Origin of the sequence: Microbacterium sp. Cr-K20, from assembly GCF_000708325.1 — a bacterium.
GTDB lineage: Bacteria > Actinomycetota > Actinomycetes > Actinomycetales > Microbacteriaceae > Microbacterium.
Genome location: NZ_JARE01000028.1, coordinates 56,090 through 69,348 on the forward strand (window position 1 = coordinate 56,090; position 13,259 = coordinate 69,348).

Below are 13,259 nucleotides of genomic sequence, written 5' to 3' on the forward strand. Positions count from 1 at the left end.
TGCGCTCCTCTACATCGAGTGGGTCGTCGCATTCGAGGCGACGGCGATGGGCCGAGACTATTCGCGTGCTCCGCCGGCCCGTTGGTGTCGGGCGACGAGACTTGCGCGGACCTTGGTTCGCCCGGACGAAGGATCGATGCTTCAGGCGTTCCCTCGTACGGGGCGCCCCGGCAGGGCCTCGGTCACGATCTCCCCGGCGTGCACGACGGGGGTGCCGTGCACAAACAGGTAGCGGATGCCCCGCGAGGGCCGGGTCGGGTCGGAGTAGGTCGCCCGGTCGGTGAGGGTCGCCGGATCGAGGACCACGATGTCGGCATCGGCTCCGACAGCGAGATGCCCCTTGCCCCGCATGCCCGAGGAGACCTCGTCGAGCACCCGCGCCGGAAGGAATGAGCAGCGACGGAAGGCCTCCGGCCAGGTCCACGTGTCGCTCTCGAGCACCATGAGACGCAGCGACTTCGTGAACGTCCCGGCCGTGCGCGGATGCGTGTGCCCGCCGGATGGCAGGGGCCAGTCGCGCTGCTCGTACACGGTCCGACCGTCGGCTGCCGCCCAGGAGATCGGCATCGCATCGCTCGCGACGATCGAATCGGGGTAGGCGAGGGCACGGTCCAGGTGCGCGCGGTCGAGGGGATCGGCTTCGTCGAGGAACGTCACGATGCACGCGGCGCCGGGGTCCGTCGCGCGCACCTCGCGCAGCCGGGCCTCGTCGGCGATGCGCTCGCCGGTGTCGACGAGCACGAGCGAGCTCGGGGTGATGCCGAGTCCCTTGAGCTTCTCCGGAGCGAGGAAGAACGCGCCGATCGCGGTACTGCCCGCGCCGTAGGGATAGGCCTCCACGGTCACGCGGGAGCCCGCCGCGCGGCTGCGGTCGAGCAGGGCCAGCACGCGGTCGATGTGGCGCAGCGACGTGCTGTTCACGTGGCAGTGGTGCATGGCGGCGCCGGTCTCGGCGGCCGCGCGGACGAGCTCCTCCGACCCGTCGATCGGCGTGCGGGGGTCGGCTTCGATCAGCTCGCGCACGTGCGTGAACGTCGGGGCATGTGCGGCCGCGGCCAGCCGGGAGAGCTCCAGATACTCGTCCGGGTCGGAGCGGGGCGCGTAGCCCATGAGCACACCGATCCCCAGTGCGCCGGCACCGAGCTCGTCCTCGAGCAGGCTCAACCAGCGGCGGCGTTCGGCGGGGGAGGAGGCGCGCTGCCACTCGGGCGTGCCGAGCAGGTCCATCGACGCGGCGAAGTCGGCGACGGGCGCCCGGTCGAGGTGCGCGTACGCCCGTGCCTGCGACCAGGAGGCGGAGAATCCGTAGTTCAGGGGGCGGCCGTCTGCCGCGGCACGCGCCAGCGCCTCGGCGATCGGCATGAGGCCCGCTTCGAGGTCGAGTGCGGTGGTGACGCCGTCCATCGCCTGTAGACGCTGTCCGGCGATCGAGTGCACGTGGCTGTGCAGGTCGACGAAGCCGGGGCCGACGATGAGACCCGTGGCGTCGACGACGTCGGCATCCACCGGTGCCGTGAGTGCATCACCGACGGCGGCCACCCGTCCCTCTGTGATCAGGAGGTCGGCGATCCGGTCGGATCCGGTCTTCGGGTCGATGACGCGCCCGCCGCGCAGCAGAGTGTCCACGTGGTCACGATGCCATGCTGGGGGAGGCCGTTCCGGTGCAGTCCGACGAAACCGGGTGTACGTTCCCGTGCTCCCGCACAACCGGCGACGCGCGGCGACGGTCGGCGAGAGGTGCGTGCGCGCGTCCCAGCAGACATAATGAAGTGACGATGTGACCGTGCACACGCGAGGAGGCAAGTGATGTCCACCGCCTCCGAGCGTGCGCGGCTGCCCAGCATCCGCGACGTCGCGCGGCTCGCCGGGGTCTCGCATCAGACCGTGTCCCGGGTGTTGAACGATCATCCGAGCATCCGTCCCGAGACGAAGGCCAAGGTCCTCGACGCGATCGCCGTGCTCGACTACCGGCCGAATCTCGCGGCCAGGGCGCTGGTCACCAGCAAGTCGAACATGCTGGGGATCCTCTCGGCGACCATCGGGGAGTTCGGTCCGACGTCATCCATCGCCGGGATCGAGGATGCGGCGCGCGAGGAGGGGTACTCGGTCTCGACCCTGAACCTCCCCGCGACGAGTCCGGAGGCGATCGGCAACGCGGTGCGGCAGCTCTCGCGCGAGCAGGTCGACGGGATCGTGGTGCTCGCGCCGCAGGTGCGGGTGTTCCATGTCCTTCGCGGCATGTCCGTCGACATGCCGTTCGTCACGCTGCAGACGGCATCCGGCTCGGACGGGGTGAGCCTGTCCGCCGACCAGGTCGCCGGTGCCAGAGCGGCGACGGAGCACCTGATCTCGCTCGGTCACAGCGACATCCTGCACCTGGCTGGACCCCAGGACTGGATCGAGGCCGAGTCGCGCATGCGCGGCTACCTCGACGGACTGCGCGAGGCCGATCTGCCCACGTTCCCGCCGATCCGCGGCGACTGGACCGCGGACTTCGGGTACTTCGCGGGCAAGGAGCTCGCCCTCCGCCGCGACTTCACCGCCGTGTTCGCCGCGAACGACCTCATGGCGATCGGGCTGATGCACGGGTTCCGCGACTCGGGGATACGCGTCCCGCACGACGTGAGTGTGATCGGTTTCGACGACATCCCCGTCGCGGCGCATGTGGCTCCGTCGCTCAGCACCGTGCACCAGGACTTCCCCGAGCTCGGGCGCCGCGCCGTGCGCATCCTGCTCGCGCAGATCCGTGGTGAGCAGGTGCCGGAGTTCGGCCCGCTGCAGACGATCCTGCGTGCGCGCGAATCCGCTGCATCACGCTGACCGTCGAGAAACCGCGGTGCGTCGCAGACGCGATGGTGCTGCGCCATGCCTGCGCAATGCCTGTGCATCACGGTAGCGACACGAAATCCCGGCGCGGACTTGACAGCGGTCCGTCAGAAGACGACGATATATCGATGTGAACGGTCACATTGAAGGTGACCGCACGTCGCGAGGAATGATCCGTGAGCACCACTGCAACGTTGCCGACTGTGTCAGGCCCGATCTTGGAGATGCGCAGCATCACCAAGGAGTTCCCGGGGGTCAAGGCGCTGGCCGATGTCTCCATCACCGTCCGCGCCGGCGAGATCCACGCGATCTGCGGGGAGAACGGCGCCGGGAAGTCGACCCTGATGAAGGTCCTCTCCGGGGTGTATCCGTACGGGACCTACGAGGGTGAGATCCTGCTGTACGGCGAGGAGCAGCGCTTCAAGGACATCGTCGCCAGCGAGCAGGCCGGCATCGCGATCATCCACCAGGAGCTTGCGCTCATCCCCGAGCTCTCGGTCACCGAGAACATCTTCCTCGGCAACGAGATCTCCCGCGGCGGACGCATCGACTGGCAGGCGCAGAAGGAGCGCACGATCGAGCTCCTCGCCCGCGTCGGGCTGAGTGAGGACCCGGACGCGCAGATCAAGACCCTCGGCGTCGGCAAGCAGCAGCTGATCGAGATCGCGAAGGCGCTCAACAAAGAGGTCAAGCTCCTGATCCTCGACGAGCCGACCGCCGCGCTCAACGAGAACGACTCCCAGCACCTGCTCGACCTGATCCTCGGCCTCAAGGCCAAGGGCATCGCGTCGATCATGATCAGCCACAAGCTCAACGAGATCGAGCAGATCGCCGATGAGATCACGATCATCCGCGACGGCCGCACGGTCGAGACGCTCGACATCTCCCGCGGCGAGATCAACGAGGACCGGATCATCCGCGGCATGGTCGGCCGCTCGCTCGAGAGCCGGTACCCCGACCGCACGCCCGAGATCGGCGAGGTGTTCTTCGAGGTCAAGGACTGGTGGGTGCAGCATCCGACCGTCCCGGAGCGCATGGTCGTCAAGGGCTCGAACATCAACGTCCGCCGCGGCGAGGTCGTCGGCATCGCCGGGCTCATGGGCGCCGGGCGCACCGAGTTCGCCATGAGCATCTTCGGTCGCTCCTACGGCAACTTCCTCTCCGGCACCCTGATCAAGGACGGCCAGGAGGTCGCGCTCCACGACGTCTCGTCCGCGATCAAGCACGGCCTGGCGTACGTCAGCGAGGACCGCAAGGTGCTCGGGCTCAACCTGCTCGACACCATCAAGCGCTCGGTCGTCGCCGCCAAGCTCTCCAAGATCGCCAAGCGCGGCGTCGTCGATGCGCGCGCCGAGTTCGCCGTGGCGGAGGACTACCGCAAGGCCCTGCGCATCAAGACGCCCTCGGTCGAGGAGGGGGTCGGCAAGCTGTCCGGCGGAAACCAGCAGAAGGTCGTGCTGGCGAAGTGGATGTTCACCGACCCCGACCTGCTGATCCTCGACGAGCCGACCCGCGGCATCGACGTCGGAGCGAAGTACGAGATCTACGCGATCATCAACCAGCTCGCGGCACAGGGCAAGGGCGTCATCGTCATCTCCAGCGAGCTGCCCGAGCTGCTCGGCATCTCCGACCGCATCTACACCGTCTTCGAAGGTCGGGTCACCGACTGCATCCCGGCCGACCAGGCGACACCCGAGGACCTCATGCGCAGCATGACCTCGACGAACCAGAAAGCATCCGCATGACCACCGACACCACCGCAACGAAGCGCGGCTTCCACTTCAAGGACATCACGAAGATGTTCGGGGGCGGCCAGTCGACCCTCCGCCAGTTCGGCATCCTCGGCAGCCTCGTCGTGATCCTGGTCGTCTTCCAGGTGCTGACCTGGATCTTCAAGGGCACCGGCCTCACGCTCTCGTCCGGCAACCTGATCAACGTCGTCAACCAGTACTCGTACATCCTGATCCTCGCGATCGGCATGGTGATGGTCATCATCATGGGTCACATCGACCTGTCGGTCGGCTCGGTCGCCGCGTTCACCGGCATCGTGGTCGCGAAGGCCATGGCCGACTGGAATCTCCCCTGGCCGCTCGGCGTGCTCCTCGGTCTCGGCGTCGGCGTGCTCGTCGGTGCCTGGCAAGGGTTCTGGGTGGCGTATGTCGGGGTACCGGCGTTCATCGTGACGCTGGCGGGCATGCTGTTCTTCCGTGGTGCGAACCAGTGGGTCGGCGACTCGCAGTCGATCCCCGTCCCGCAGGGCTTCAAGGTCATCGGCGCCGGCTACCTGCCCGAGCTGTCGTTCATCCCCGTGCCCTTCAACGTCTTCACCATGCTGCTCGCCCTGCTCGGCGTCGCGTGGATCGTGTTCTGGGAGATCCGCACCCGTCGCATCCAGCACAAGATGGGTGCCGACATGGCGCCGTTGTGGGTGAGCGTCACCAAGGTCGTGCTGATCTCGGTCGTGATCCTCGTCGCGGGATGGCTGTTCGCCACCGGCCGTGAGGGCACCAGCTTCCCGATCTCGGGCATCATCCTGCTCGCCCTCGTCATCCTCTACTCGTTCATCACGAACAACACCGTGTTCGGCCGCCACATCTACGCTGTCGGCGGCAACCGCCAGGCCGCGCGCCTGTCGGGTGTGAAGGACCGCTGGGTCGACTTCTTCGTGATGATGAACATGTCGGTGCTCGCCTCGCTGGCCGGCATGATCTATGTCGCCAGGGCCACGGCCTCGGGGCCGCAGGACGGCAACGGCTGGGAGCTGGATGCGATCGCCTCGGTCTTCATCGGTGGCGCGGCCGTCTCGGGCGGTATCGGAACCGTGATCGGCTCGATCATCGGTGGTCTCGTGATGGCGTTCCTGAACAACGGTCTCGCGCTGCTGGGCGCCGGTGCCGACGTGGTCTCGATGATCAAGGGCCTCGTGCTCCTGTTCGCCGTCGGTGTCGACGTCTGGAACAAGCAGCAGGGCCGCCCGTCGATCACCGGCTTCCTCACGCGTCGCTTCGGCCGCAAGGAGGATCCGATGACCGACACCTTCGACCCGAAGGCGAACTACCCCACCAACCAGAAGTACGAAGCCCCCGCCGTCGACGAGACGCGCGGATAGTAGGGGTCTCACTGCGCACGCACACGCGTCGAGACCTACACACACCAGAGAAAGAGATCACATGAAGAAGATGCTTCTTACGGCGACAGCGATCGTCGCCGTGGGCGCTTTCGCCCTCACCGGCTGCTCCTCGGAGCGTGGCGGAGACACCGGCGCCGATGGTGGCGACGAGGCGGCAGCAGGCTTCGCCGCCGACGCCACGATCGGTGTCGCCCTTCCGGACAAGACCTCGGAGAACTGGGTCCTCGCCGGTCAACTGTTCACCGACGGACTCGAGAAGGCCGGGTTCAAGGCCGACGTGCAGTACGCGCCGGCCAGCAACACGGTCGCCGAGCAGCAGAACCAGATCCAGGCGATGGTCACCGGTGGCGCCAAGGTCATCATCATCGGCGCCAAGGACGGCAAGCAGCTCGCGACGCAGGTCGAAGCCGCCCGCGACGCCGGTGTCGCCGTCATCGCGTACGACCGTCTGATCGAGAACACGGAGGCCGTCGACTACTACGTCGCGTTCGACAACTTCGAGGTCGGCAAGCTCCAGGGTCAGGCTCTGCTCGACGGTCTCGCCGAGCGTGCGGGCCACGAGGCTCCGTACAACATCGAGCTGTTCTCGGGCTCGCCGGATGACGCGAACTCCGCGGTGTTCTTCAACGGCGCCATGGAGGTCCTCCAGCCGAAGATCGACGACGGCACCCTGAAGGTCGTCTCGGGTCAGACCGAGATCGCCCAGACGGCGACCGAGGGCTGGAAGGCCGAGAACGCCCAGCGCCGCATGGACTCGATCCTCACGTCGACCTACAGCTCTGAGGCGCTCGACGGCGTCCTGTCCCCGAACGACACGCTCGCTCGCGCCATCATCACCTCGGTGCAGGGTGCGGGCAAGGACGTCCCGGTCGTCACCGGCCAGGACTCCGAGGTCGAGTCGGTGAAGTCGATCATGGAGGGCATCCAGTACTCCACGATCAACAAGGACACCACGCTCCTCGTCGAGCAGTCGATCAAGATGGTCGGCCAGCTCCAGAAGGGCGAAGAGGTCGACGTGAACGACGAAGAGCAGTACGACAACGGCGTGAAGGTCGTTCCCGCGTTCCTGCTGCCGCCGGTCATCGTCACGAAGGAGAACGCGGCCGAGGCGTACGCCAACGTCCCGAGCCTCCTCGAGATCGTGAAGTCGTACCAGTAATACCGCAGCATCCACGGGCCGTCCGGACCTTCGGGTTCGGGCGGCCCGTTCGCTGTGTTCAGAACGGAACCGGAACTGCCGATTCCGTGAACGTCACCGTGTTCTGGGGAGGCGGCCGATCGATGTAAGTGCGTCCGGTCGGGCTCGTCCACTCCAGCACGCCGCCCGCACGCTGTTCGACGTGCCAGGGGGAGTGGTGTTTGAGCATGTGATGTCGTCGGCAGAACGCCGCGAGGTTCACATCTGTGGTCGCGCCTCCGGTCGAGGCCGCGTGATTGTGGTCGAGATCGCACTTCCGCGCCACGATCCCGCACCCGGGAAACCGGCACCGCTGATCCCGCGCGCGCAGATGTCGCCGCAGTTGCTCGCTCGGCCGGTATCTGTCGACAGCGAGCAGCGCGCCGGAGATCGGATGCGTCAGCACACGATCCCAGCCCATGGCCGAGCCGGCCAGCCTGCGGGCGGTGGTGATGTCGATCGGCGTCATGCCGTCGAGCAGGGCAGGCGGGAGGACGGACGGCAGGGAGCCGCCGGAGCGCCCGCATCCGACATCGCCGGGCGTGCGCGCGAAAGCGGCGGCATCCGGAACATCGCGGTCATCGTCCATCAACGACATCACCGGCACCGAGACCTCGACGCGGGCGCGGATCTCGCCGAGCAGTCCGTCGGTCGTGTCGTGTCCTGCCGGCGTGCCCGTGAGCAGGAGGTCGGCGAGCAGGTCGGCACGCAACTGGTCGATCGTGCGCTCGTCTGCCGGCGGGCCATCGGGGCCGGAATCTCTCGCCACGTGGGCATTGTCCTGCTTCACTGCATGCGCCATCTGCGAGAGCCGGTCGAACATGCCGTGGATGAGCGCGGCCGGGCCGCGGGTGCCGAGCTCGGCCATCCCGTCGTCGAGATCTCTCGTCCACACGCGGCGGCCTTTGCGCGCCTCGCGGTGCCGTTCGCTGACCGTGCGCTCCTGGAACCGTTCGGCCAGGCGCCGTGCGAGCCGTCGCAGCCGGTTCGGGGACTCGGTCTCGGCGATCGCCACCGCCTCGGCGGCATAGGCCTGTCGGTCGGCCGCATCGTCGAGGTGGGCGCCCGCGTCGACGATCACCCGCGCATGAGCGCCACTGATGCGCCCCGCGCCCTGCGCCTCCCACACCGAAGGGAAGCGCTCGACGAGCCAGGAGGCGTCGGCCATCCGCCGCTCGATCGTGCGGTCGCTGAGATGCTGCGCGGCGCCGATCTCGGCCGCCACCGTGCGGATCGCCATGTCGCCATGATCGGGATGCGCGGCCTCGCGGGCGATGTCGATCGCCAGGCGACCGGCCATCGCGAGCATGCCGTCTCGGGCCGCGTGCATGCTGCTCAGAGTCGCCTCGGCCGCCTCGAGCGACGCCACCAGATCGGCGAGCATCGCCATCTGGGTGTCGGTCGCGTCGAGCAGTGCGGTCATGACTTCAGTCCATCACAGACCACCGACATTCGAAACTATGTTCCCCGGGATTCCGGCATCCGATTCGGCCGTTGTCTCCGCTAATCCCAGATCGGGTCGTCGGGGTCGGGGGAGTCCGTGCCGTCGACGTCGGTCATGATGCGCGCGTCGGCGATCCACGACGTCAGCTCATCGTCATGGAGCATGTGCGGTCGCGGCGTGCCGAGAAGGTCGGGAGTCGTCACGACGTCGAGTGGCTCATCGCTCGCGAAGACGACGACGTTGCCGAGCGGCCCTTCGTCATCGTTCGGTTCCGCGTCGAGAACCACGGCGACGTGATCGAACACCGAGCTCAGCGTGGCTGCCTGTCGCCGTGAATACTCGAACGGATGCCCGTCGAGCAGGTTCACGGCCACGACGCCGTCTGCGGCGGAGCGCGCGGCGACCCGGCGGTAGAACTCCTGGCTGGCCACGTGATGACGGATGACGGCGGCATCCCAGAGGTCGACCACGGTGAAGCGGGCATCCGCCCACTCGTCCGGGAGCTCCGCGTCGGCGACCGCTCGCGCATCGCCGAAGATGACCCGCACATCAGCGCCCGGGGGCAGGGGCAGCGCGGCGATCACCGCGTCGTAGAGAGCGGGCTCGAACTCGACCACGAGCTGGGGTGAGCCGGCACGCGTGGCCTCGACATAGCGGGCCAGCGTGAGTGCTCCGGCTCCCAGATGCACGGTGAACAGCGGTGCACCGGGCTCGGCCGCGGCATCCATCGCCCTGGCGATGTGCTGGGTGTAGGCGTACTCGAGTTCGGTGGGATCCGTCATCGACACGACGGACTGCGGGATCCCGTCGACGCTGAGCTCGTAGCGACCTGGTCGCCTTCGCGATTGCACCAGCTTCGCCTTGCGATCGTCGAGCATGAGCGAGAACACCCGGCGTTTACTTGGCACCCGTCGATTTTAGGCTGGCCGCCGTACCCATCGCGCGCGGCTACCCTGGAAGGAACATGGCACATCTTCTCGGGGCTGAAGCCCTGCACCTCGAATATCCGACCAGGGTCGTCTTCGACTCCGTGACCCTCGGCATCGAAGAGGGTGACCGCATCGGCATCGTCGGCCGCAACGGCGACGGGAAGTCCAGCCTCCTCGGCATGCTCGCCGGCATCAAGGAGCCGAACTCCGGCCGCGTCACGGTGCGCGGCGGCACGCGGATCGGCGTGCTCGACCAGGCCGACAACCTGCCGGACGACCTCACGATCAGCGCCGCCGTCGTCGGCGACACCCCGGAGTACGAGTGGGCGGGTGATGCGCGCATCCGCGACGTGATCGACGGGCTCCTCACCGATCTGCCGTGGGATGCCGAGATCGGCTCGCTCAGCGGTGGCCAGCGGCGCCGGGTGTCGCTCGCGAAGCTGCTCACCGGCGACTGGGACGTCATCGCCCTCGACGAGCCCACCAACCACCTCGACGTCGAGGCGATCACGTGGCTCGCCGCGCATCTCAAGAAGCGCTGGTCGCCGAACTCGGGCGCGCTCATGGTCGTGACCCACGACCGGTGGTTCCTCGACGAGATCTGCACCGAGACCTGGGAGGTGCACGACCGCATCGTCGAGCCCTTCGAGGGCGGCTACGCGGCGTACATCCTGCAGCGCGTGGAGCGCGACCGGATGGCGGCGGCGACCGAGGCGAAGCGACAGAACCTGGCCAAGAAAGAGCTCGCCTGGCTCCGGCGCGGTGCTCCCGCCCGCACGGCGAAGCCGAAGTTCCGCATCGACGCGGCCAACGAGCTCATCGCCGACGTGCCCGAGATCCGCGACAAGGTGTCGCTGCAGTCGCTGGCCGTCTCGCGTCTCGGCAAGGACGTGGTCGACCTTCTCGACGTCGGCGTGACCTACCCGACGGCGGACGGCGGCGAGAAGGTCGTGCTCCGCGACATCGAGTGGCGCATCGCGCCGGGGGAGCGCACCGGCATCCTCGGGGTGAACGGCGCCGGCAAGTCCACGCTCCTCGGGCTCATCTCCGGCACCGTGGAACCCACGGTCGGCCGGGTCAAGCGCGGCACGACCGTGAAGGTGCAGACCCTCACCCAGCGGCTCGACGAGCTCACCCAGCGCTGGAAGGACCCGGTGCGCGTGATCATCTCGGGGCTGCGCACCTCGTACTCGATGGGTGCCGGCTCGAAGGCGCAGGACCTCACGCCCGGACAGCTGCTCGAGCGCCTCGGGTTCGACTCCGCCCAGCTCTCCACCCCGGTCAAGGACCTCTCGGGTGGTCAGCAGCGCCGTCTGCAGCTGCTGCTCGTGCTGCTCGACCAGCCCAACGTGCTGATCCTCGACGAGCCGACCAACGACCTCGACACCGACATGCTCGCCGCCATCGAAGACCTGCTCGACTCCTGGTCGGGCACGCTCCTGGTCGTCAGCCACGACCGGTACTTCCTGGAGCGCGTCACGGACCAGCAGTACGCGATCCTCGACGGCCACCTGCGGCACCTTCCCGGAGGCGTCGACGAGTACCTGCGGTTGCGCCACCTGCAGGCGTCGGCGGGCTCGAAGCAGACTGCGACGTCGGCAGCTACGGCGACGGCGACGGCAAACGCCTCAGGTCTCGACGGCGCGGCTCTCCGCACGGCGCAGAAGGAGATCTCCTCCCTCGAGCGGCGCATCCAGAAGCTGACGCAGCAGGTCAATGCCGCCAAGACCGCGCTCGCCGATCACGATCAGGCCGACTATGCGGGACTCGGCGATCGCATGAAGAAGATCAGCGATCAGCAGGCCGAGATCGAGGAGTTGGAGCTGCGCTGGTTCGAACTCACCGAGGAGATTGGCTGACCGAGGAATATCCTTCTCCTGACGCTGTTGGGAGGTAGGGATGGAAGGCCTCGAAGTAACGGTCCTGCTCGGACTCACGATTCTCGTCGGAACCCTGATCGCCCCGCGCGTGCGTCTCGCGCTGCCCCTCGTCCTGGTCATCTTCGGACTGCTGCTCGGCTTCGTCCCGCCGCTGCGTGAAGTGCAGCTGCCACCGGAGACGGTGCTGCTGCTGTTCCTCCCGGTGATCCTGTTCTGGGAGAGTCTCACGACGTCGCTGCGCTCGATCCGCCGCGACTTCCGCTACATCCTCCCGATGAGCACGGTCCTCGTGGTCGCGTCGGCCTTCGCGGTCGCCGGCATCGGCGTGCTGTTCGGGATGCCGTGGGAGATCGCGCTCATCCTGGGGGCCGCCGTCGCACCGCCGGATGCCACCGCTGTCGCGGCGCTCGGACGGCTGCTGCCGCGCCGCACGTTCATGAAGCTGAAGGCCGAGAGCCTCACCAACGACGGCACGGCGTTCGTGCTGTACGCGATCGCGGTGTCGCTTGCGCTCGGCGGCCAGATCACACCGCTCTCCGTGACACTCGACGTGCTGATCTCCTACGTCGGCGGGATCGCGGCGGGCGTCGTGATCGCCGGTCTGGGCTATCTGCTGCTGCGGCGTACCTCCTCGACGATCGTGATCAACGTGGCGCTGCTGCTGATCCCGTTCACGGCGTTCCTCGCTGCCGAGATGGTGCACGCCTCCGGCGTTCTCGCGGTCGTCGTCGCCGGGCTCATCGTCGCCTACGTGTCGCCGCGCGTGACGACGGCGTCCTCCCGACGACAGGCCGATGCGGCCTGGCCGTTCGGAGTCTTCCTGCTCAACGGCGCGCTGTTCGTGCTGATCGGCCTCGAGGTGCAGTACGTCGTGCACGAGATCTCGGCGGCGGCGATCGGCCGGCTCGTGCTGATCACGCTCGCGGTGTGGGCGACCCTCCTGGTCGTGCGCTACGTGTTCCAGGTGCTGAACGTGCTCTTCCAGCGCCAGACCGGTGGGCGTCCGGCGCGGGGAGCCCGGTCGCGGGCGCGCGTCGTGTCGACCATGGCCGGCATGCGCGGTGCGGTCTCGCTCGCGATCGCGCTGTCGGTCCCCGCCACGATCACCGAGGGCGGGGTGGTGTCCGGACGCGACGAGATCGTGTTCGTCACGGCCGGAGTCATCATGCTGAGCCTGCTCGTGCAGGCCCCGCTGCTCCCCGCGCTCGTGCGCTGGGCGCGGTTCCCCGTCGATCATGTCGAGGACGAGGAGTACGAGCTCGCCGAGCGGGCGATCTCGGGTGCGGCGCTCGCGGCCCTCGACGATCTCGCCGCCGAGCACGGCATCGGGCAGGAGGTCCGCGACCGTGTGCGCACCGAGGGCTACGCGATGCTCGAGTTCGCGAACGCGCGCACACTGGCGCGTGAGCAGGCGATCGTCGACGCGGAGGCCGACGCACTGGACGAGATGCTCGACGAGCCCGATCCGCTGAGTGCCGGAGCCGCTGATCCGCCCGAAGAAGATCCGGCACCGAGCGGGGGAGTGGATCAGGCCACGGGGCCCGATGGCACCGACGGGACGGTTCTGCAGATGATCGCGACCTCGGCCGACGTCGACCTCGCGCAGCGCTCGCCGCTGATCCGGCACGAGGAGCACACGCGCCTCAAGCTCGCCCTCATCGACCGCAAGCGCGAGGTGCTCCTGGGTTTGCGCGGTGCGGGGACGGTCGACGACCTCGTCGTGCGCCGCATCTCGGCCCGCCTCGACCTCGAGCAGGTGCGTCTGCAGGGGATCGAGGAGTTCGACTAACCTGCGCCGAGCGGGCTGTGACGCCGTGTGACGACGCGATTCCGCACGTTCGATGGCGTCTGCCTAACGTATTCGAGTCCCCCC

9 protein-coding genes are annotated in these 13,259 nt (G+C 68.0%); 6 read left to right on the forward strand and 3 right to left on the reverse strand.

The features are described from left to right. Nucleotides 1-141 precede the first annotated feature (141 nt). Nucleotides 142-1,626, reverse strand: a complete 1,485-nt coding sequence (locus GZ67_RS0104820; protein ID WP_029262613.1) for an amidohydrolase family protein — start codon at nt 1,624-1,626, stop codon at nt 142-144. 180 nt (nt 1,627-1,806) lie between these two features. On the opposite strand from GZ67_RS0104820, the gene GZ67_RS0104825 reads away from it, so the two are divergent. From GZ67_RS0104825 to GZ67_RS0104840, 4 genes are all read left to right on the forward strand, one after another. After that, nucleotides 1,807-2,820: a LacI family DNA-binding transcriptional regulator gene (locus tag GZ67_RS0104825; RefSeq protein ID WP_029262612.1), complete on the forward strand. Its 1,014-nt coding sequence runs from the start codon at nt 1,807-1,809 to the stop codon at nt 2,818-2,820. 209 nt (nt 2,821-3,029) lie between these two features. Further along, the gene (mmsA, locus tag GZ67_RS0104830; RefSeq protein WP_036303631.1) at nt 3,030-4,571 is read left to right on the forward strand and encodes a multiple monosaccharide ABC transporter ATP-binding protein; all 1,542 of its coding nucleotides are present in this window, start codon (nt 3,030-3,032) and stop codon (nt 4,569-4,571) included. Further along, nucleotides 4,568-5,935, forward strand: a complete 1,368-nt coding sequence (mmsB, locus tag GZ67_RS0104835) for a multiple monosaccharide ABC transporter permease (RefSeq protein ID WP_029262610.1) — start codon at nt 4,568-4,570, stop codon at nt 5,933-5,935. The genes mmsA and mmsB overlap by 4 nt, the downstream gene beginning before the upstream one ends. A 61-nt stretch (nt 5,936-5,996) precedes the next feature. Beyond that, complete coding sequence (locus tag GZ67_RS0104840; RefSeq protein WP_029262609.1) at nt 5,997-7,115, forward strand: substrate-binding domain-containing protein; 1,119 nt, start codon at nt 5,997-5,999, stop codon at nt 7,113-7,115. Nucleotides 7,116-7,173: 58 nt separating this feature from the next. On the opposite strand, the gene GZ67_RS0104845 is transcribed toward GZ67_RS0104840, so the two are convergent. Continuing rightward, a complete protein-coding gene (locus tag GZ67_RS0104845; RefSeq protein WP_029262608.1) occupies nt 7,174-8,556 on the reverse strand; it encodes an HNH endonuclease signature motif containing protein in 1,383 nt (460 codons plus the stop codon). 80 nt (nt 8,557-8,636) lie between these two features. Beyond that, the gene (locus GZ67_RS0104850) at nt 8,637-9,485 is read right to left on the reverse strand and encodes a spermidine synthase (protein WP_136025732.1); all 849 of its coding nucleotides are present in this window, start codon (nt 9,483-9,485) and stop codon (nt 8,637-8,639) included. Between the two features lie 56 nt (nt 9,486-9,541). Between GZ67_RS0104850 and GZ67_RS0104855 the strand changes: the two genes are divergently transcribed. Then, nucleotides 9,542-11,365, forward strand: a complete 1,824-nt coding sequence (locus GZ67_RS0104855; protein ID WP_029262606.1) for an ABC-F family ATP-binding cassette domain-containing protein — start codon at nt 9,542-9,544, stop codon at nt 11,363-11,365. 40 nt (nt 11,366-11,405) lie between these two features. After that, a complete protein-coding gene (locus GZ67_RS0104860) occupies nt 11,406-13,175 on the forward strand; it encodes a Na+/H+ antiporter (protein WP_029262605.1) in 1,770 nt (589 codons plus the stop codon). Nucleotides 13,176-13,259: the final 84 nt, after the last annotated feature.